This window comes from Paraburkholderia strydomiana (assembly GCF_031456815.1).
Lineage (GTDB): Bacteria > Pseudomonadota > Gammaproteobacteria > Burkholderiales > Burkholderiaceae > Paraburkholderia > Paraburkholderia caledonica.
The window spans coordinates 120,004-140,122 of record NZ_JAVDVL010000004.1; the positions used below are offsets into that span (position 1 = coordinate 120,004).

The window sequence follows — 20,119 nt, forward strand, 5'->3', positions numbered from 1 at the left end:
ATTCAAGGAGACAGACGATGAAGTCGTCGAATCAGACGGTGTATGCGACAGCGGTCGGCGATGCCGGCGCCCTCGGCTTGCCCTCGGGCGCAGGTGCATCGGCGGGCAGCCGTGCAGAAGAAATAGCGCTGGGCGGCGCGCGCATTTCGGCGCGGCTCGACCGCTTGCCGGCCACGCGTTCCATCTGGAAGCTGGTGATGTTGTTGAGCCTCGGGCTCTTCTTCGAACTGTACGACCTCATGTTCTCGGGCTATATCGCGCCAGGGCTCGTGCGCAGCGGCATTCTGACCGCGACGACGCACGGCCTGTTCGGCACGAGCGGCGTGGCGAGCTTCATCGCCGCGTTGTTTGCGGGACTCTTCATTGGAACCGCGGCTTGTGGCTTTCTCGCCGACCGCTTCGGGCGCCGCGCAATTTTCACGTGGTCGCTGCTTTGGTACACGGCGGCGAACGTCATCATGGCGTTTCAGGACACGGCGCTCGGGCTCAATCTGTGGCGTTTCATCGCGGGCATCGGCATAGGCGTGGAGATCGTGACGATCGGCACGTACATCTCCGAACTCGTGCCCAAGCACGTGCGCGGCCGAGCGTCTGCGTGCTCGCAGGCAGTCGGTTTTTGCGCAGTGCCGATCGTCGCATTTCTCTCGTATCTGCTGGTGCCTCATCAGTTCTTTGGTCTGGACGGCTGGCGTCTTGTCGTGTTGACCGGCGTGGTGGGCGCGATCGTCGTGTGGTGGATCCGGCTCGGTTTGCCGGAGAGCCCGCGGTGGCTCGCACAAAAAGGCCGGATCGACGAAGCGGACGCGATCATGACGCGGCTCGAAGCGCGAGTCGAACGCGAATACGGACGAGCGCTGCCGGAACCCGCATTGCCGGAGCCGGTTCGGGCCCGCGCAGCATTCCGCGATCTGTTGGTGCCGCCGTACCGCAAGCGCACGCTGATGCTCATCATCTTTCATGTATTCCAGACGATGGGCTACTACGGCTTCGCCAACTGGATCCCGACGCTGCTGATCAAGCAGGGCATTACGGTGACGACGAGCCTGATGTACGCAAGCATCATTGCGGTGGCGGCGCCGCTCGGACCGTTGCTCGGCTTGCTGATTGCCGACCGTTTCGAGCGCAAGACGGTGATCATCTTCATGGCAGCCGTGAACGTGGTGTGCGGCCTGCTGTTTAGCCAGGTTCGCGAGACGGTGCTGCTGGTCAGCCTCGGCGTGTGTCTCGTGCTCGCGGGCAACATCATTTCCTATAGCTATCACGCGTATCAGGCAGAACTCTTTCCGACGAGTATCCGGGCACGCGCAGTGGGCTTCGTCTATTCGTGGAGCCGGCTGTCGGCAATGTTCTCCGCATTCGTGATTGCTGGTTGCCTGAGCCGCTTCGGCGTAAATGGCGTGTTCGTGTTCATATCCGGTGCGATGGCAATTGTGATGCTCGCTATCGGCACGCTGGGCCCGAAGACGCGCGATGTCGCCTTGGAGGACATCTCGAAGTAGGGTCTTTCTTTGGTTCCTGCCTCGCGTATAGACCGTCAGATGCCGCCGCTTTCATCGCCCGTTTCGCCAATGTGCGGTAGCGCTCATTAACGCTCGTCAGACATTTGGCGAAATGGTGTAATGGATCGGCCGGCCCATTCGGTCTCCAGAAGAAATTCACCGCCCAAGTGGGCGATACCGCTCATTTCGAAGCCGAAGAAGTCTTGGACTTGGCGCAAACTTGCAGGATCTTGGGTGTAACGTTTTCTCGCGACGAGAACCGGTGCATTGGCCGGTCGCGTGTTGCGGAAAGGGCGCGCGTTGCAAAGGCGTGCGCCACATACAAACTATCGGATGAGAGCGCCCAGTGTGGCGTTGTTCGCTGGGCCGACTCATCTATCCGCTGCAAAATGGGCGGTCATCAGAGAGATAAATCGTGAGGATTCTTCAACTGGTTCACGCACCACGATTGTCCGGGGCAGAAGTACTCGTAAAAGGTCTTGCGATTCACCATCAGCGTGCCGGACACGAAGTTTGCATGACTTCGCTGTTGCCGCAGCAGGACGACTTCGTCGCTATTCGAGCCGAGCTCGCGGCGGCGGGTGTCATGTGCCGTTTTCCCGATGTGCGGCACGGTAGGATCGGCAAACTGCTGCACCTGTATCGCGTGGTGCGCGAGTTTCGCCCGGATTTCATCATTGCGCATGCGACGCTTGCTGCGCTGTACGTGCGTCTGTTGCCAGTGCACACCCCTATCGCATGGGTGATGCACTCGGGCGTCAACGACTTCGAAAACGGTGCGCTCAAGCGCGCCGAACGCCTGCTATCGCGCCGGGCGAGAGCCATCATCGGCGTCTCGCAGCAGAATATCGACGACTACATGCGCGAGATCGGCCGGCATCCTTCGATGGTGGTCATTCCCAATGGCGTCGACGCGTCGCTATTCGCCGGACACGACAGTTCGCCCGCACCCGACAGCGCGGTGCCTTCGAAGCAGATCGTTCAGCTCGGCCGATACATAGAAGGAAAGAGTCAGCTGGACACGGTTCGCGCATTCGAGCGTGTACTTCAGGTCGAACCCGAAGCGCGTTTGCTGCTGTGCGGCGTGGTCGAGGAACTCGATTATCACCGCGCAGTGGTGTCGCTCGTGAGGCAACTTGGTCTGGAGAGCAAGGTCAGCGTATGCGGACCGCGCTCGGACGTTGCCGCGGTGCTGCGCTCCTCGCGCGTGTTCGCGATGCCATCGCGCTTCGAAGCCCAGAGCATAGGATTTCTGGAGGCGCTCGCGTCGGGAATTCCGGTCGTGGCGAACCGCATTCCTTCATTCGGTTTCGCGAGCAATCTGGCCGGCGTGAATCTCGTCGACACGACGGACGTCGACGCCTATGCCCACGCGCTCGTCAAGGCATTGGAAACGCCGCGCGCGCACCGGCAACTGGCCGGTTATACGCTGCACGACACCGCGGACCGCTACATGTCGATCGTGCGCAAGTTCGCTCAGCCGATGCAGGTATCGGCCTGAGTTGCCCCTGAGTTTATTCTGAGCTTAAGGACCGGCGCGCCACGCGTTATTGCGCGAGCCGGTCTATTCTCACCGTCTCCGAAAACAGCCCTGGTAGCTCGCCGAGATCGTGCGGCGCGCCCAGGGCGAAGCCGTTCTCCAGCGGATAGCGCGATAGCGCCGGTGCGCCGCCAGTAAAGTAAAAGTCGCCGAGCGTCGCGTCGGTTCTGCGATAAAGCACGAGTGCAGCGCCATGCGTGTCGCGCACATAGCCAGGGAATACATCCGACCACGACATGCCGCGCAACGAAGCTACGTGCACCGGCGTCGCTGCGGATGCAGCGAGGTCGAGTGTGGCGATGTCGATCAGCGTGTCAGCGTCGGTGCCATTTACACGCGGCGTGACCAGCATTAGCGTGTCGCGATCGTCGCCGCGCGACGACGCGACCGTCGTCTTCACGAAGCCCGGCACGAAGTTAGCCGGCAACATTCTGCGTTCGCCGATGCTCATCCGCGCCCCGACGTTCGAGATGACCGTGAGCGACATGCGTCCTTGCGCCGTCTCCATGGCGACGAGCGACGAGCGCGAGCCCGCGTTGCCGAACGGCAGCAACGCAGCGTTCTGTGCGAGGCCTCGAGCTTGCGCGACGAGCACAGGGGCGGTGCCACGATCTGCAGCGCCGGCAGATGACGCGATCCACAAGTCAAGGCCGCTGTCTGCGCGCTTTTGTGCAATGAGCACACTGGCTCTACGCGTGCCGGTGAAATCCGCAGCCACGTATTGCTGAGCAAATTCGGGTTTGAATGCCGCGTCCGTTTGCAACCAGAGGCGGGGTGCATCGAAACGATCGCCCAGACTGCGCAGTAGCCAGAAGGCCGTGCCGTTCTCTCGCGCAGTAACAACCATCAGGTCAGTTTTGCCGTCGCCGTCGAAGTCGCCGAGCAGGAAACGCGCGCTGTCGAAGCACAGTTTGTCGCCCGAGCAGCTCGCCGCGGTGGCGTCCGGGTCGAACGGCACTGCGGCTGCATACCAGAGCGACGGGGGCGCGGTTTTTTCGAGCGACGCTGCGTAGACGTTAAAGCCGGGACCATCGTGCTGCCGCTGCACATAGATTGCGGATTGTGCTCCCGTGCCCGTCACGTCTGCGTACATTGCGGTGGCAAGCCGGGGATCGTTTGCCTGGATGCGTTGCGTCGTGGCCCAACGGTAACGCGTGGTGAGCGCGGTGCACCCGCGCATTGTCAGCTTGCCGTCGTTTTCACCGAGGCAATGGCGCATAGGCGTATAGACGAGGCCGAAGTCCCATGGCGTCCAGCGTTGCGCAAGGTCCCACTGATCGCAGCTTTCCGAGCGCAGATAACCGTCGCGCTCGGCGATGCATTGCGACGTCGCCACGCTGACAAGCGCCGCATTGCGCGCGTTGCCGGGATAGACCGGTACCGGCTCCCATCGCCATTGCTGCGCGGCGGATCCATTGCATGCGGCGAGCGTGGGTGCACGGCCGGGCCCGCTTGCGGTTACGCAGCGATTCGTCGCGACATTGAATAGCTGTATGGGACGCGCCTGGAAGTCCGGCACGCGGCGATCGCTGCGATCCGCGAATGCATAGCGCCGCGCGATCCAGTTGCCGTCCCACTGAAACTCGCCGAATACATGCGACGACTCGCTTCCGTCGATCGAAAAATAGCTCGCGACAATGTCGCGCTTGCGCTGCACTTCGGTCGCGGGAACATTGGCCGGCCAGCCGCCCGTCGGGTATGTCACGTGATAGACGATCGGCACGCTCTTCGCGAGAGACTGCGCAACATGACGCGCAATGCGTGCGGCAACGATGTGATCCGGATGTTCGACAAATGGTACGGTGTCCGGATTAAGCGTGTAGATCAGCGTAGCCTGAGCGAGAATTGCCTTCAATGTGGCCGACAGCGTATCGCGGTCGTATTTCATGCGCCCCGAGCCGTCCGTACTCATCGGATACGAGAAAAGCGTTGCGCGCTGCTCCCACAGCAAGCCGAGCGGCTGGCGTCCGCCGCGCACGCCTCCGCCGGGCAGCCGCAATTCGAGCAGGCGAACCTGGGGCTTTGCTTTCAACACCATTTGATGCACGAGCTTGCCGGCAATCTCGACGTTCGATTCGCTCCACGCGTCAGGCACCCCCGCCATGCGCGAATACGCGAGCCGGGAGGCCCGTTCGCGCGTGAGCACGTAGGAGAAGTTCGCACCGTTTGCGCCGCCGATCAGATGCACCGTAGTGATGCACCATCCGGCATCCAGACGCTCGCTGATCGCGGGATCGACAAACAGCAGATCGTCGTCGAGATGCGCGACGACCGTGACGAGTGTGCCCGCCTTGCAGGCGGCTGCGCGCGCTGTCGCTGGGAACATGGCGCACACGAGCACTGCGAGCACCGCGACAAGCGCAATGCATGATTCCCGAACAGAACTGGCTACTGCTGATCGCATGTCGATTCGAGCCGTTAAAAGTGGGCTCGATCATACTGCAATGGTCTGACGTTCCACGTTGCCGGGATAACACTGCGCGCGACATGACGCCCGCGCTTCGCCGGTCAGCAATATCGGCGCGACTAGCGGAAGTACGCCTTGGTGTTTTCGTGGACGTCCGGGTGAGCGAGCAGCTCGGCGGGCGTGAGCCACAGATAGTCGCTGTGCTGATCGGGCCGCCCGATCTGCTGCGTGTTGCCGGGCGACAGCGCATAGGCGAGCACGATGTAGTGAGTCGACACGCCGGGCTCTGCCGCGAAATTGTCGCTGTAATGATGTTCGAATACGCCTTCGAAGCGCGCGGACGAACGCGCAAGCTTTGCGATACCTAGTTCGGCGTCCGCAATGCGCGCGAACGCGGCGTCGAGCGTTTCATCTTTCAGAATGCGGCCGCCGGGCACAAACCACGTGCCGCGCGCGGGCCGGTTCCGGCGATGGCCGATCAGGATTCGTCCGTCCGCGTCCCTCACGATCAGATCGATCGCGACGAGTGGCGTTAGACGAACAACGTCGAGAAAGTCGATCTCCGTCAGCATTTCAGTTCCTTAAGCGAAGGTGCTATGTCCGGCGCGACTCTTCAGTTGCAAGCGCCCGGATGGCTAATGATCGCTAGTAATCGCCGCGGCTGTCATCGTCGCGGGTCAGCTTCTCGGCTACATAGGCGAACAGCAACAGGAGCACGAGTGTGCCCGCCGCCGCAAGCACAAACGCGCCGGCCACCGCCGCGAGTAACAGCTTGATCCATGCAACGCCGTTCATTGGGCGGCTCCAGCGCGTCGATAAGAATGCTAGCTTTACCGGCGCGGAGTTTTTGTGCGCTACCTAGCTATCGCGGCGGTTTCGCCGCGCGATGTCGCGTACCGATCGCGTCATGCGTCCGGACCCTATCGGGCAACGTAGCCTTCCGGCGCAGTCACCGCGTCCTTGAACACGTCGGCGTTCCTGGACAGCACATAGAGAGGCGCGGGCGACAGTTTCAGGTTCGCCACGCCGTCGCGATACGGTACGGCCGTTGCGTTGCCCATCATGTCGAGCGCAGTGACTTCGCCGCTCGTGCCGGGTGCGTCGACACGCAAGCGGTAGTCGACGCTTTGTCCCGCGTTGAAACCCGTTTTCGCGCTCCATCGGCCGTTGTCGTGAGTCCACAGCGCAGTCACGATCTTGCCGCCGCCAAGCCGTCTGAACGCATATGCATGGACACCTGCTGGCAGGCCCTTCAAAGGCCCAAGCGTATTGGTTCCGTCGATGATGCGTGTCATTGCCGCAACCGCGAGCGCCGCGGGTTTTGGGCTGATCCGCGAGGGACCATATGCGCCTTTCGCGTGTTCGAGCTCGAAGAAGATGCCGTAGCCCGGCGCGGCATCCGGCATGTCCGCGAGATAGAACACGTAGGTCATGTCGGCGCCCTCGCCGAGCAGGATCAAATGCGTGCGGGCGACAACCGCGGCTTGTGCGTACAGCACGTCCGCGCCTGGATAGTTCTTGCCGTACGATTCGCCGATGTCGTAACTGATGCCCGTTTCGGTAACGAAGAGCGGCGCGCCCGGCTTCAGGTATTGACGCATTTCGTGGCGCAGCGCACGCATCGAAGCAGCCAGTGCTCCGGACACGGTGCCCTCATTGCGTGTGTCGGCGACACGCTCCGGCGGATGCGATGGCGTGGTGCCGATGTCGTAATAACCGTGAACGGTCATGCCGTCCATATAGCGGCCGATGCCTAGCGGACCCAGACGGCGCATCCACGTCACGTTGCCCTGCACCGATGAATACGTGAGCCCCATGACCACCGCATGCGGGTCTGTCTGATGGATGCCTTCCCACACTGCCTTGTACATCGCGACGAAATTTGCGTCGCTATCGCGCCAGGGCAATCCGCCATCCGCGTCGGGCTCCCACGTCACCTGATAGTAGTTGTCACGCTGCTTCGGAAAATACGTGGTGCGGACCCGGTTCGATTCCGCGCCGACCTTTGCCATGTAGTCCTTCATCTGCGCGAGTGAAGTAGGTGCGTAGCTATGAGTCTCCTTGCCCGTGGGGCTTGCCCACTTCGGGATGCCGTCGAGCTGGATCAGACGCATGATGTCGCCGCGCTGAAAGTACGGCGTGAGCTGCTTCGTCGCGGGATTGAAGGTGCCCGGCTTATCGGGCTCCTCCATATACCAGTTGCGATTGTCGTTGGCCCACGTCAGGCCGAGCGCGGTATAGACCGGACGGTAGCCGTCGCCGTCGCAGCAATGCTGGCCGGGCGCGAGATAAGCGGTGCCCTGGCCGCCGAAGCGGTGCAGGTCGTCGTAGGGAAACCGCACCGGGGGCAAGGCCGGCGCGGTATCGGGCAGTACGCCGAAGGTCGCGATTCCTGCGGGACGTGTGCCGCGCGATTCGAGCTGGCCTCGCGCACGTTCGAGCGAGGCCGACACGGCAAAGTAGCCCGCCACTGTAGATGAGCAACTTAGCGTCGCCGACGTCGTGCCCGCCGCGACGCCGAAGCTCCCACTTGCACGCACAATGTTCCACGTGTCGCGTATCTGCCAGTTGAGCGTGTCGTTTTGCGGTGCGCGCGTGGTGATGACGAGCGTGAATGGTTTGGACGCGGCGAAGAGGCGTGTGCCGTCGCTGGGCGTGTCGGCTTCGATGAGATCGCCGTTGGATGCCGCGCGCGTCTGCGATGACGGCGCCGAGCAGCGCAGACCTTGGCCTGACGGCGTTTTGACATCGACTGGCGCTGCGGATGCGGCCGCGGCCGCAGCGGCTGCATTGCATTGAGCCGGGACGCACCACAGTAAGGTGACGACGGCGAAAAAGAGGGCGGCGGGCCGCGTTGGAGCGCGCGCTCCGGATGGATCGCTCAAGCTCCGCGTTGCGCCGTATTTGCTTCGATTCGACATAGATTCCCCCCGTGCGGTTCGCGGCGTATGTGGACGCGCGAACGTCGTCAAACTGCTAATTCACCAGGTCAGAGCCGCCTCGGTGTAGCGTCCGTTTCGGCGTGTTGCGGAAAGCGCATAGTGCAATTCCGCAATTTCGTGGCGGTTTCCGCCGGTTTGCGGTCTCGCGCCTTACGCTTCTGGTCCGCCATTTGCGCTGCCCCGTTATCCGATGTTATTTCGATGTTTCAGGTCTGAAACATTAATCGGCATCTTTATATTCAAGTCGCCCAATAAGAACAAATTAAATAATTTAAGTGAGCAGTAACGCGCCTATATTAGACACTTCTTTGCGCTATTGAAGTGCGTGGTGTCCATCGAACTCGCGAAGTTGCGCAGCAAGTTGGGCGGCGAGCCCTGGCGTGGAGGAGAAAACATCTGCACATCGCGCAGAAACCGGCAAAAACAGCTTTATAACAGCGACCGGCGCGCGCGGATCGGATTGTAACCGTCCTTTTTTGAGTCGTGATCCAGTGTGCGGTGGCGAACGAAATGCGCTCCTGGTTTGCACTAACATTCGCACAACGCCAATTCAATGATATGCGGAATCGGCAATTAATTCGGTGCAATTCGGTGTCGGCAGAATATTGCCGAAAATCACCGGCGAGCCACCCCTGTCAATGCGCCAACATGTCAACACTATCGGTCATGGCGGCTAAATACTTGATTTAGGGTGGCTATGATGCACTGCTCGGAGTCGGCCCGTAGTGGCCGTGACGGTGAAGGAAGCCGTTTTCTGGTGAGGATAGCTATGACCTGCGCGAGTCTCGAGTCAGCAATGCTGCGCTGGGTGCACGCACCGAACAAAGGGATGCGTCGCATCGCGATATTGATGTTCAACGACTGCTCGCTGCAAGGCGCCGGCGTCGTAGCCGAAGTGTTTCAGGCGGCGAACGATCTCGCGTCCACGGGCTCCGGCGGCTGTTCTTATGACGTGTGTTTCCTGTCGGCAGACGGCGGCATGGTGACTTCATCGTCGGCTCTGCGAGTGTGGACGGATGGACTCGACGCGAGACATTACAGCGGCTTCGACGCGTTGTACGTGGCCGGCGGCAAGGGTGCCTTGGCCGCTGCGAAGGACGAACGCCTGATTGCCTGGTTGCGCCGCGTGCGTCACAACACAGGGATGATCCGGCCGATCGCGGAAGGGCGCGCACTGCTCGACGCGGCGTATGTGCCCGACGCAACCGGCGGCAGCGAGTTGCGCGAGCCGTCGACACTGCCGCGCCAGACCGAGCAGACCGCCGACGCAGGCGATCGTCTCGAGTCCATGCGCAGTGCGCTCGCAATGATCAAGCGCGATCTGGGCGCCGCGACCGCGCGCACCGTTGCGGAGCGTTTGCTGGCCGATTCGTGCTCGAACCTCGGTCCGCTGCTGAGCGAAGACGGCGCGCTCACGCCGGGTGACAAGGTCCGCGCGGCGGCGCGCTGGCTGCAGGAAAACTGTCAGCAGTCGATTTCGATTGCCGACGCTGCGCAGTTCGCGGCGATGAGCGAGCGCAACTTCCTGCGCCGCTTCAAGATGGAAATGGGCATTACGCCCTCCAGTTTTCTGCTGCACGAGCGTCTCGCGGTGACGTGCAGTCTGTTGACCGAGTCCGAACTGCCGGTCGACAAAATCGCGCGACGCACCGGCATGGGCAACGGTGACAGGCTCGCGAAGGTGTTTCGCAAGCGAATGAGAATTTCGCCTACGGAGTTCCGGATTCAAAGCCGCCGCATGGTGGGCCAATAGCCTCGACGGCGCGAACCGGGCCCGCCTGATACACGCAGTCGCCACGTCTGCTCTGGCGTTATTGAAGAATCATAAGGATTACGAATATGTTGACTCAGGGAACCGAAAACGGCGCGTCTTCCAATGCGAGTGGCGAGGCAACCGGCGCGCGTTGCACGCGCATCGTCCCCGTCATCCTTGCGGGCGGATCGGGCACGCGGCTGTGGCCGGTGTCGCGCGAGAACTATCCGAAGCAGCTTATCGACGTGGTGGGTTCGGATTCTCTGCTGCAAGCCACTGCGCGGCGCATGAACGGATTCCCGTCGAACTGGCAGGTCGACGCTTCGCCCATCATCGTTTGCGGAGAAGAGCACCGCTTCGTGATTGCCGAGCAGTTGCATGAGAACGGTGTCGAGGCGCGCCTGATCGTCGAGCCCGCTCGTCGCGATACGGCGCCCGCGCTTACGCTCGCGGCATCGCTTGCGTGTGCGGACGGTAAGGACGGCATTCTCGTCGTGATGCCGGCCGATCATTCGATCGCGGATCTCGGCGCATTGCAGGCCGCGCTGGAAAGCGCAGCGCTTTACGCGGAACGAGGCGCGATCGCGACGCTGGGCGTGCCGCCCACGCGGCCGGATACTGGCTTCGGCTATATCCGCATCGGTGCCGCGCTGCCCGACGGTGGGCATGCGATCGACGGCTTCGTGGAGAAGCCAGCGGAGGAACTCGCTGCGAAGTACGTTGCCGCGGGAACGTACTGGTGGAATAGCGGCATCTTCATCGTGCGTGCGAGCGTGTGGCTCGACACCCTCGCGCGCCTCCAGCCCGAGATGCACGCTGCGTGCGAGCGCGCGTTCCGTGACGGGCGCAGCGAAGGCGCGTATTTCCGGCCGCTCGTCGACGCGTTCCTTAGCGCGCCTGCCGATTCGATCGACTACGCCGTGATGGAGCGCCTGACCGATACACCGGACGCAAATGCGACCGAGCCTGCTCACGCAGACGGCGCATCGCCGGCGGGTGTGGTCGTCAGGCTGGAGGCCGGTTGGTCGGATCTGGGTTCGTGGGATGCGGTGTGGGCCGCGATGGAGAAAGACGCCAACGGCAACGCAGGGCGTGGCCGCGTGACGTTCGAAGGAGCGGTGTCGAGCTACGCGCATTCCGAAGGACGCCTTGTTGCGTGCGTCGGCACGACGAATGTCGTGGTCGTCGAAACCGCCGACGCGGTGCTCGTGGTGGACCGCTCGCATGTGCAGGACGTCAAGGGTCTCGTGTCGCGCATCAAGGCGCAGCACGCACCGGAAGCCGATGCGCATCGCAAGGTGCATCGCCCGTGGGGTTTTTACGATTCGATCGATCACGGCGAGCGCTTTCAGGTGAAGCGCATCGTCGTGTCGCCCGGCGCACAGCTTTCGCTCCAGCTGCATCATCACCGCGCAGAACATTGGGTCGTGGTGCGCGGCACGGCGCTCGTCACGCGAGGCGAAGAGCAATTCCTGCTGAGCGAGAACGAGTCGACTTACATCCCGCTCGGCACGCGCCACCGGCTCGAAAACCCGGGCAAGGTGCCGCTCGAAATTATTGAAATCCAGTCGGGTACTTATCTGGGCGAAGACGACATCGTGCGATTCAACGACAACTACGGCCGTTGCTCATAGGCAGCGGGCCGGACGGGTTGCGAACAGGAACGGCCAGTACGAGGTAAGCAAAATGCGCAAGTTTCAGGATTTGCTCGCGCGAATGTTCGATGTCGCGTTGGTGCTGGCGGGTGCGGCGGTAGCGTCGCAGATCCGCTTCGATTACCTCGCTCAATCTGGTTTCTATTGGGCGCTGGTGATGTTTGCCGCTGCCTTCGCGCTGGCGATCTTTCCCGCGTTCGGCGTGTATGAATCGTGGCGCGGCCGCTCGAAGCTGATGCTGGCCGGTCAGGTGTCGCTTGCATGGCTGATCGTGCAGGGCAGTGCGCTCGTGCTCATGTATTCGCTGCATCGGATCGACTTCGTGTCGCGTTTGTGGTTCTCGTACTGGACTGCCGTAACAGGTGGCTTGCTGATCTCGTACCGGCTCATCACGCATGCGGTGCTTGCGCGAGCACGCAGTGCGGGCATGAATCTGCATCAGGTGGCGATAGTAGGGAGCGGCTCGCAATGCGACGCGATCATTCGCCGTATCGAATCCGCACCCACCACGGGCTTTCGCGCGACGGCGGTCTACAACACGAGCCCGGAGAAGTCGCCGGTCACGAGTACGCGGGTGCCGGTGTTCGACAGTGTGGATGCGCTCGCTGAATACATCCGCACGAACGATGTTCACGAGTTGTGGCTGATGTTGTCGCTCTCCGAAGAGCCGTTGATCTGTTCGCTCGTCAGCGAGTTCCGCGACGATCTGGTGAACATCCGTTTCATGCCCGACGTGCGCAGCCTGGCACTCTTCGAAGGCAGCGGCGTGATCGACCTTCTCGGCGTGCCGGCGATCAACCTGGTTGCGTCGCCGCTTTCGGCGAACTCGATGCTGAAGAAGGAGATCTTCGACCGCCTCTTCGCGGCCGCCGCGCTCCTTTGCCTTGCTCCGGTTCTGGTTGCGATCGCCATTGCGGTGAAGCTGTCTTCGCGTGGGCCGGTGTTTTTCAGGCAGAAGCGCAAGGGTGCGGACGGACGCGTATTCACCATCTACAAGTTCCGTTCGATGCGCCTGCACACCGAAGAAAAAGGCACCGTCAAACAGGCCACGCGCAACGATCCGCGCGTGACGAAGGTGGGTGCGTTCCTGCGCCGCACGAGCCTCGACGAACTGCCGCAGTTTTTTAACGTATTGCGTGGCGACATGTCGGTCGTTGGACCGCGTCCTCATGCGCTCGAGCACGACGACCTCTATCAGAAAGTGGTCGCGGGCTACATCAATCGCTATCGGATCAAGCCGGGCATTACAGGTTGGGCGCAAATCAACGGCTTTCGTGGCGAGACCGACCGCATAGAAAAAATGGAACGTCGCGTCGAACATGACCTCTACTACCTGGGGCATTGGTCGTTCGCACTCGACATGCGGATCATCGGCGCGACGATTGTTGCCGGACTGGTGCATCGAAACGCTTACTAGTTGTTAACAAAGCACGCGGGGCGTCGCCTTATCTGGGGAACGCCGCTCCCGCGCAAGGAGGAAATGTTATGAGCTCGCTTGGTACACGCACGGGAAGTCTTACGGTTTTCGCCATCGCTGCATTGCTCGCGGGCTGCGCCGCCGCGCCTGGTCAGCGGATGGACACACCGGCCATGCTTCAGGAAACAGGTGGCGATTTCAGCACCGAACCCGCGCAGCAACAGACGATACCGATTACCGATATCAATCTGTCGCTGGTGCGCAAGATGCGCACCGAGCAAACCACTGCCGCATTGCCGCCCGAAACACTGGCGCTTTTCGGCAAGCCGACCCCCTATCGCGTGGGCCCCGGCGACGTGCTGCAAATCGTCGTGTGGGATCACCCGGAACTCGCGGCAGCTTTGGGCCAGCCGGCGCAGAACGGCAAGACGACCGACGCGGCATCGGGCTTTCTTATCGACGAAAAGGGCGATGTGCAGTTCCCGTACGCGGGCACGGTGCACGTGGCAGGCAAAGACGTCGGCACGATCCAGAAGGAACTGTATAGCCGCCTGAGCAAGGTCTATCAGAAGCCGGAAGTGACCGTGCGTGTAGCGTCTTTCCGCGCTGCGCAGATTTACGTAGACGGTGAAGTGCGCACGCCCGGCACGCAGTCGATCAACGACATTTCGATGTCGCTCACGAGCGCGATCAACCAGGGCGGTGGCTTCAGCCCGAATGCCGATCGCAGCCGCGTCGAGCTGGTTCGTAATGGCGTCACGTATCAGCTGAACATGGACGAGCTGCTCAAGCGCGGACACAACCCGTCGAACATCTATCTGCAACCGGGCGACGCGATCCGCGTGGCTTCGCGCGAAGACAGCGGTGTCTATGTGATGGGCGAAGTGAACAAGCCTGCGACGATCACACCGATGCGCAACGGTTCGCTGACGCTTTCGCAAGCCATTTCGGATAGCGGCAGCTTCGATTCGAACACAGCCGCCACGCGGCAACTGTTCGTGATCCGCAACTCGACGAGCGATTCGCCACAGGTCTATCACCTCGACGCAACCTCGCCGGTTTCGATGATTCTCGCCAACCAGTTCGAGCTGCAACCGAAGGACGTGGTGTATGTCGGTCAGGGCGGACTGGTTCGCTTTAACCGTGTGTTGAACCTGCTGCTGCCGGCAATCAATGCGGCTGTGACTGGTGCCGTGCTCGCGAAATAACGACCCTATAACGTAAATCAGAACCGCCGGGTTCCGCTGGGTGACCAAAATGGCAATCAATTTCGAAAACCGCTACACCGACGTGTCCGGACCGGACGAGCTTCATCTGTCGGACTATCTCCGCACGATCGTGCGGGGCTGGCGCACCATTGCTATGGTGACGCTGATCGCGCTCGCGCTGGGGTGCGCGTACGCTTTCCTGGCCCCGCCAACGTATCGAGCGGATGTGTTGTTTCACGTCGAGGACAAGACGGCGAATGCCAACGCGAACGGCAAGGACTCCTTGCCGCCGCTCACGGGGATGTTCGATACGAAGCCGTCGACCGCGGCCGAAATCGAGCTGCTCAAATCGCGTCTCGTGACCGAGGAGACCGTTAAGAAACTGCATCTCGACATCACCGCTACGCCGCGCTATATGCCGGTTATCGGCAGCCTGATTGCCGGGCTCGTGAACGGGCAGTGGGGCTTCAAACTGCCGCAGTTCGTCAATCTGTCCGGCTACGCGTGGGGCAATGAAAGTATCGCAGTGTCGCGTTTCGACACGTCGAAAGAGATGTACGACACGACGTTCACGCTGATCGCCGGCAACGACCGTTCGTATGTGCTGCGCGACAAGAACGGCATTGCGATTCTGTCTGGCCACGTTGGCGAAACGGTGGAAACCGACACGGCGGACGGTCCGATCGCCCTGCGTGTCGATTCGCTGACCGGCGCGCCGGGCTCGCAGTTCGAGTTGTCGCGTGCATCGACGTTGAGCACGGTTGATCGTTTGCAGAAAGCGCTCGTCGTGCAGGAAACCACGCTGCAGTCCGGCGTGATCCGCGCGAGTCTCGAAGGCGGCGACAGCGCGTTGACCGCGGCGATCGTCAACAGCATGGCGCGTGAATTTGTGCGCCAGGACGTTGCGAGCCGTTCGACGGAAGCCGAGCACATGCTCGCATTCCTCGATCAGCAATTGCCGGGCTTGCGCAAGGAGCTGGACGACGCCGAACAGCGCTACAACAAGTTCCGCAATACGCACGGTACGGTGGATCTTGGCGAAGAGAGCCGCTTGCTGCTCCAGCAGATCGTCGACAACAAGACCAAGCTGCTGGACCTGCAAACGCAGCGTGCGGAGATGTCGCAACGCTTCACTGCGAACCACCCGGCGGTTGCATCGCTGGATGCGCAAATCGCAGCACTGCAAGGCGCGCAGACCAATATGAACCGCAGCGTATCGGTAATGCCAGACACGGAGCAGACCGCGTTGCGTCTGTTGCGCGATGTGCATGTCAATACCGAGCTCTACACGAACCTGCTCAATAGCGCGCAACAACTGCGCGTGGCGAAGGCTGGTCAGGTGGGCAACGTGCGGGTGGTCGATTTCGCCGAGGCGCCGGATGAGCCGGTCCGTCCGAAGCGCGTGATCGCAATCCTGATCGCGCTTGGCGGCGGCCTCGTGCTCGGCATCATGCTGACCTTCTTCAAGCGCGCGATGTACGGCGGCGTGGAGCGTCCTGACGAGCTCGAAGCGGTGCTGGGCGTCCCGGTGTTCGCCGTGGTGCCGCGCAGCCAGACGCAGTTGCGGTTGCAGGAAAACGTCATGTTGCGTCGTCGCGGCTTGCATGTTCTCGCGCAGCAGGCACCGGAAGATATCGCCGTCGAAGGCGTGCGGAATCTGCGTACCTCGCTGCAGCTTTCACTCGACCACGCACCGAATAATGTGGTGATGATCACGGGTTCGCGGCCCGACGCGGGCAAGTCGTTCCTGTCGGTGAATCTGGCGGCACTGGTGGCGTCGGCGAACAAACGAGTGCTGGTTATCGACGGCGATATGCGGCGCGGTGACGTGCACTCGCATTTCGGCATCGCGCATCAACCCGGTTTGTCGGATGTACTGAGCGGCGGCGATCTCGCGTCGATGATCCAGCGGGACGTGCTGCCGGGTCTGGACGTGCTGGCGAAGGGCACGCTGCCGTCGCATCCGTCCGAACTGCTGATGAGTTCGCGCTTCGAGTCGATGCTCGAAGAACTGAAGGCGCGTTACGACCTGGTGATCATCGACACGCCGCCGGTTCTTGCGGTGACCGATTCGACGCTGATCGGCAAGCATGCGGGTACGACACTGCTGGTGGTGCGCCATGGCCGTCATCCGGTGAATGAAATTGCGGAGACCGCCAAGCGTCTTCGTAATGGAGGCGTCGGACTCAGAGGTGTATTGCTCACTGATGTGCCGCAGGAAGGAGCATTCCTCGGTTCGGGTTATCAGGGCGGCTATTACGGATACGACAGTATCGCGGGTTGAAAAGACAGTATCGGGGTTGAAAAGACAGTATCGCGGGTTGAAAGACAGTATTACAGGTTGAAAATCGGGGCTGAGTTTTCTCGCCACAAGTACTAAAAAGTTCAAAAGGGGAAGCTTCATGAAACGCAAGGTCGCGCTGATCACGGGGATCACGGGGCAGGACGGGTCGTATCTTGCCGAGCTGTTACTCGCTAAGGATTACGAAGTTCACGGCATCAAACGCCGCTCGTCGCTATTCAACACAGATCGAATCGATCACCTGTATCGCGATCCACACGATCCGGAACAGCGGCTCTTTCTGCATCATGCGGATTTGACGGATTCCACCAGTATTCTGCGCGTGATTCAACGCGTGGAGCCGGACGAGATTTACAACCTGGCGGCGCAAAGTCACGTTGCAGTATCGTTTGAAGAGCCGGAATACACGGCTAACGCGGACGGTCTCGGCACGCTGCGCATTCTCGAGGCTATCCGCATCCTGGGACTCCAGAACAAGACGCGCTTTTATCAGGCGTCAACTTCGGAACTGTATGGCCTCGTCCAGCAGGTGCCGCAATCGGAGACCACGCCGTTCTATCCGCGCAGCCCATATGCGGTGGCGAAGATGTTCGCGTACTGGACGACCGTCAACTATCGCGAAGCCTATGGCCTTTATGCATGCAACGGGATCCTGTTCAATCACGAATCCCCCGTACGCGGCGAGACCTTCGTGACGCGCAAGATCACGCGTGCCATTGCACGTATCGCGGTCGGCATGCAGAAAACGCTGTATCTCGGCAATCTTTCCGCGTTGCGCGACTGGGGCCATGCGCGCGACTACGTCGAGATGCAATGGCGCATGCTCCAACAGGAGCGGCCGGAGGATTATGTCATCGCCACTGGTGTGCAGTACAGCGTGCGTCAGTTCGTTCAGCACGCTGCCGCCGAACTGGGCGTTACCGTGCGTTTCGAGGGCACAGGTGTCGAGGAAATCGGCATTGTCGAGAAGGTGGAAGGGCGCGAAACCAGAATGTCGCCGGGCGACGTGATCGTGCGCGTCGATCCGCGCTACTTCCGCCCGGCGGAAGTCGAGACGCTGCTCGGCGATCCGTCCAAGGCGCATGCGCAGCTCGGATGGCAGCCGACCACGTCGTTCGCTTCGCTCGTCAAGGAGATGGTTCGCTCCGACTTTCAGATTGCACGTCGTGACGCGCTCGTCACGCTCGCCGGTTTCACGGCGCTCGAACATCACGAGTGACTGCGATGAACAAACATTCACGCATTTTCGTCGCGGGGCACCGCGGCATGGTCGGCTCTGCGCTGGTCAGACGGCTCGCTGCCGCGGGCTATACCAACGTGATTACCCGGTCGCGCGTCGAACTCGATCTCACGGATCAGGCAGCCGTGAACCGCTTCTTTCAGGCGGAGAAGATCGATGTCGTGCTGCTGGCCGCGGCGCGCGTGGGCGGCATTCTTGCCAACGCGTCGCGGCCGGGCGAGTTCATCTATGAAAACCTGGTGATCGAAACCAACGTGATTCACGCGGCGTATCGCGCACAGGTGGAACGGCTTGTCTTCTTCGGATCGTCGTGCATTTATCCGAAGCAGTGTCCGCAGCCGATTCGCGAGGAATATCTGTTGACCTCCTCGCTCGAGCCCACCAACGACGCGTACGCGATTGCGAAGATCGCGGGCGTGAAGTTGTGCGAGGCGTACAACTGCGAATACAACACGCAATATGTGTCGTTGATGCCGACCAATCTGTATGGCCCGAACGACAACTACGACCTGAACAGCAGTCACGTGTTGCCAGCGCTGTTGCGCAAGGCGCATGAAGCGAAGCTGAACGGAGCGGACACGTTGACGGTGTGGGGCTCCGGTACTCCGCGCCGCGAGTTCCTGCATGTCGACGATCTGGCAGCGGCCACGTTGTTTGTGCTTGAAAACAACGTGACCGAAGGTCTCTTCAACGTGGGCGTCGGCGAAGATCTGTCGATTCGCGAACTGGCGGAGTGCATTTGCAAGGTGGTGGGTTTCGAAGGCGAACTGGTGTTCGATGCGTCGAAGCCGGATGGCACGCCGCGCAAGCTGCTCGACGTCTCGCGTCTTGGGAAGATGGGCTGGCGCTCGACGATCGGACTCGAGCAGGGAATCGCGTCGACGTATCGGGATTTCGTCGAATCGTATACCGGGTCGGCGACTACGGCTGCCATGCAATGACGCCTTGTCGAGGAGCTGCATAAAAATGTCTGCATCAGTCACCATCTTCCACAACGTCGTATGGTCGCGTCACAAAGGTGTCGTCTTTTCTGCGCTGCATAATATTTCGGCATCCGGAGCAATTCGGTATTCGATGGTCCAGATCGCCGATACCGAGCACGACCGCATTGGCTTCTCCGATGTCGATTATTCGTACCATCGGTATCCGATGCAGAAGCTGTTCGACGGCTGCTACGAAGACGTGCCGACAATCAAGATGATCGCCCGGCTCACATGGGAGGTGCTGAAGGCCAAGTCCGATCTGATCGTGCTTCCCGGCTATCATCGTCCGGAATATTGGGCGATGCTTGCGGCGTGCATCGTGACGGGCAAGCGGCGCGCGGTGTTTTGCGATTCGACAGCGCGGGATCGGCCGAAGAAGCTCATTACGTCGATTCCAAAGCGCGTGTTCTTTTCGCTGTGCGACGGCTATTTCGGGTTCGGCGAACGCAGCCGCGATTATCTGCTGTCGCTCGGCGCGAAGCAGGAGAAGATCTTCGTGCCGTGCCAGGCGGCCGCGTTGCCGGGCTCGTTTTCTCCGGAACGCGCGTTAGTGGAGCGCGTCGCCGCGCGCGCCGGCAATCCCCCGGTTTTTCTGTACGTGGGACGTCTGTCGGAAGAGAAGGGCATCGGCACGCTGATCGAAGCGTTCGCCGGCCTGCGCAAGCGTATTCCTGCAGCACAGTTGCGCATTGTCGGCACGGGGCCGATGGCCGACGCATTGCACGCGAAGGTCGCGGAACTGCAACTGACCGGTGCGGTGACTTTCGCCGGCAGTCTGCAGGACGAGCCGCTCACGCGGGAGTACTACGGCGCGACGTGCATGGTGTTGCCGAGCTATAGCGAGCCGTGGGGCCTCGTGGTGAACGAGGCGCTCGCGCACGGTTGTCCGGCAGTGGTCAGCGAAAGCTGCGGCTGCGTGCCGGAACTCGTCGTCGATGGAGTGAGCGGCTATTCGTTTACCGCCGGCGACGTTGCCGGATTGCAGCGCACGCTCCTGAAGGCGATGGAGGCTTTCGCCGATGCGAGCGGCACCGCTCACCGGTGCATGGATGTAATTCGTCGTTTCGATCCGCCTTCTGCAGCCGCCAATATTGCCCGGGGCTGTGCGCTGATGCTGAGCGATTGACGGGCGTCGCGGCGTCGCCGCGAGGTCGGGCATAGCAGCCTTAAACA

At 61.4% G+C, this 20,119-nt stretch carries 14 protein-coding genes; 10 read left to right on the top strand and 4 right to left on the bottom strand.

The features are described 5' to 3' along the window. Positions 1 to 17: 17 nt before the first annotated feature. On the top strand, positions 18 to 1,499 hold the full coding sequence (locus tag J2W46_RS13120) for an MFS transporter (protein WP_020069773.1): 1,482 nt from the start codon (positions 18 to 20) through the stop codon (positions 1,497 to 1,499). A gap of 415 nt (positions 1,500 to 1,914) precedes the next feature. Next, entirely contained in the window at positions 1,915 to 3,000 is a 1,086-nt protein-coding gene (locus J2W46_RS13125; RefSeq protein ID WP_027804908.1) for a glycosyltransferase family 4 protein, read from the top strand. A gap of 46 nt (positions 3,001 to 3,046) precedes the next feature. Here the strand turns inward: J2W46_RS13125 and J2W46_RS13130 are convergent, their stop codons facing one another. The 4 genes from J2W46_RS13130 to J2W46_RS13145 all read right to left on the bottom strand — a co-directional run bounded on the left by J2W46_RS13130 (position 3,047) and on the right by J2W46_RS13145 (position 8,367). Next, positions 3,047 to 5,443 (bottom strand): RICIN domain-containing protein, encoded by a 2,397-nt coding sequence (locus J2W46_RS13130; protein ID WP_310354267.1) that lies wholly within the window; start codon positions 5,441 to 5,443, stop codon positions 3,047 to 3,049. Between the two features lie 122 nt (positions 5,444 to 5,565). After that, complete coding sequence (locus J2W46_RS13135; protein ID WP_027777968.1) at positions 5,566 to 6,018, bottom strand: GDP-mannose mannosyl hydrolase; 453 nt, start codon at positions 6,016 to 6,018, stop codon at positions 5,566 to 5,568. Between the two features lie 73 nt (positions 6,019 to 6,091). Continuing rightward, positions 6,092 to 6,241, bottom strand: coding sequence for a hypothetical protein (locus J2W46_RS13140; RefSeq protein ID WP_310354268.1), 150 nt, complete (start codon positions 6,239 to 6,241; stop codon positions 6,092 to 6,094). 125 nt (positions 6,242 to 6,366) lie between these two features. After that, positions 6,367 to 8,367 carry a hypothetical protein gene (locus J2W46_RS13145; RefSeq protein WP_310354270.1) on the bottom strand — a complete coding sequence of 667 codons (2,001 nt, stop codon included), beginning with the start codon at positions 8,365 to 8,367 and terminating at the stop codon, positions 6,367 to 6,369. A gap of 790 nt (positions 8,368 to 9,157) precedes the next feature. Here J2W46_RS13145 and J2W46_RS13150 point away from each other — a divergent pair. The 8 genes from J2W46_RS13150 (at position 9,158) to J2W46_RS13185 (ending at position 20,072) form a co-directional block, all read left to right on the top strand. Then, positions 9,158 to 10,141, top strand: a complete 984-nt coding sequence (locus tag J2W46_RS13150; RefSeq protein ID WP_310354271.1) for a helix-turn-helix domain-containing protein — start codon at positions 9,158 to 9,160, stop codon at positions 10,139 to 10,141. An 86-nt stretch (positions 10,142 to 10,227) separates the two neighbouring features. Then, positions 10,228 to 11,775: a mannose-1-phosphate guanylyltransferase/mannose-6-phosphate isomerase gene (locus J2W46_RS13155; protein WP_020069780.1), complete on the top strand. Its 1,548-nt coding sequence runs from the start codon at positions 10,228 to 10,230 to the stop codon at positions 11,773 to 11,775. 52 nt (positions 11,776 to 11,827) lie between these two features. Then, a complete protein-coding gene (locus J2W46_RS13160) occupies positions 11,828 to 13,213 on the top strand; it encodes an undecaprenyl-phosphate glucose phosphotransferase (protein WP_310354273.1) in 1,386 nt (461 codons plus the stop codon). Between the two features lie 68 nt (positions 13,214 to 13,281). Continuing rightward, positions 13,282 to 14,421: a polysaccharide biosynthesis/export family protein gene (locus J2W46_RS13165; protein WP_204520313.1), complete on the top strand. Its 1,140-nt coding sequence runs from the start codon at positions 13,282 to 13,284 to the stop codon at positions 14,419 to 14,421. Positions 14,422 to 14,470: 49 nt separating this feature from the next. After that, positions 14,471 to 16,705, top strand: coding sequence for a polysaccharide biosynthesis tyrosine autokinase (locus J2W46_RS13170; protein ID WP_310354275.1), 2,235 nt, complete (start codon positions 14,471 to 14,473; stop codon positions 16,703 to 16,705). Positions 16,706 to 16,823: 118 nt separating this feature from the next. Beyond that, positions 16,824 to 17,942 (top strand): GDP-mannose 4,6-dehydratase, encoded by a 1,119-nt coding sequence (gmd, locus tag J2W46_RS13175; RefSeq protein ID WP_087751513.1) that lies wholly within the window; start codon positions 16,824 to 16,826, stop codon positions 17,940 to 17,942. A gap of 5 nt (positions 17,943 to 17,947) precedes the next feature. Further along, positions 17,948 to 18,904 (top strand): GDP-L-fucose synthase family protein, encoded by a 957-nt coding sequence (locus J2W46_RS13180; protein ID WP_088173046.1) that lies wholly within the window; start codon positions 17,948 to 17,950, stop codon positions 18,902 to 18,904. Positions 18,905 to 18,929: 25 nt separating this feature from the next. Further along, positions 18,930 to 20,072, top strand: a complete 1,143-nt coding sequence (locus J2W46_RS13185) for a glycosyltransferase family 4 protein (protein WP_310354277.1) — start codon at positions 18,930 to 18,932, stop codon at positions 20,070 to 20,072. Positions 20,073 to 20,119 lie beyond the last annotated feature (47 nt).

What these genes read in the sequence shown, in the direction of transcription:
- gmd (WP_087751513.1), top strand. Translation starts at nt 16,824, where the DNA reads ATGAAACGCAAGGTCGCGCTGATCACGGGGATCACGGGGCAGGACGGG.
- J2W46_RS13130 (WP_310354267.1), bottom strand. Translation starts at nt 5,443, where the DNA reads ATGCGATCAGCAGTAGCCAGTTCTGTTCGGGAATCATGCATTGCGCTT.
- J2W46_RS13150 (WP_310354271.1), top strand. Translation starts at nt 9,158, where the DNA reads ATGACCTGCGCGAGTCTCGAGTCAGCAATGCTGCGCTGGGTGCACGCA.
- J2W46_RS13160 (WP_310354273.1), top strand. Translation starts at nt 11,828, where the DNA reads ATGCGCAAGTTTCAGGATTTGCTCGCGCGAATGTTCGATGTCGCGTTG.
- J2W46_RS13155 (WP_020069780.1), top strand. Translation starts at nt 10,228, where the DNA reads ATGTTGACTCAGGGAACCGAAAACGGCGCGTCTTCCAATGCGAGTGGC.
- J2W46_RS13135 (WP_027777968.1), bottom strand. Translation starts at nt 6,018, where the DNA reads ATGCTGACGGAGATCGACTTTCTCGACGTTGTTCGTCTAACGCCACTC.
- J2W46_RS13165 (WP_204520313.1), top strand. Translation starts at nt 13,282, where the DNA reads ATGAGCTCGCTTGGTACACGCACGGGAAGTCTTACGGTTTTCGCCATC.
- J2W46_RS13185 (WP_310354277.1), top strand. Translation starts at nt 18,930, where the DNA reads ATGTCTGCATCAGTCACCATCTTCCACAACGTCGTATGGTCGCGTCAC.
- J2W46_RS13170 (WP_310354275.1), top strand. Translation starts at nt 14,471, where the DNA reads ATGGCAATCAATTTCGAAAACCGCTACACCGACGTGTCCGGACCGGAC.
- J2W46_RS13145 (WP_310354270.1), bottom strand. Translation starts at nt 8,367, where the DNA reads ATGTCGAATCGAAGCAAATACGGCGCAACGCGGAGCTTGAGCGATCCA.
- J2W46_RS13140 (WP_310354268.1), bottom strand. Translation starts at nt 6,241, where the DNA reads ATGAACGGCGTTGCATGGATCAAGCTGTTACTCGCGGCGGTGGCCGGC.
- J2W46_RS13120 (WP_020069773.1), top strand. Translation starts at nt 18, where the DNA reads ATGAAGTCGTCGAATCAGACGGTGTATGCGACAGCGGTCGGCGATGCC.
- J2W46_RS13180 (WP_088173046.1), top strand. Translation starts at nt 17,948, where the DNA reads ATGAACAAACATTCACGCATTTTCGTCGCGGGGCACCGCGGCATGGTC.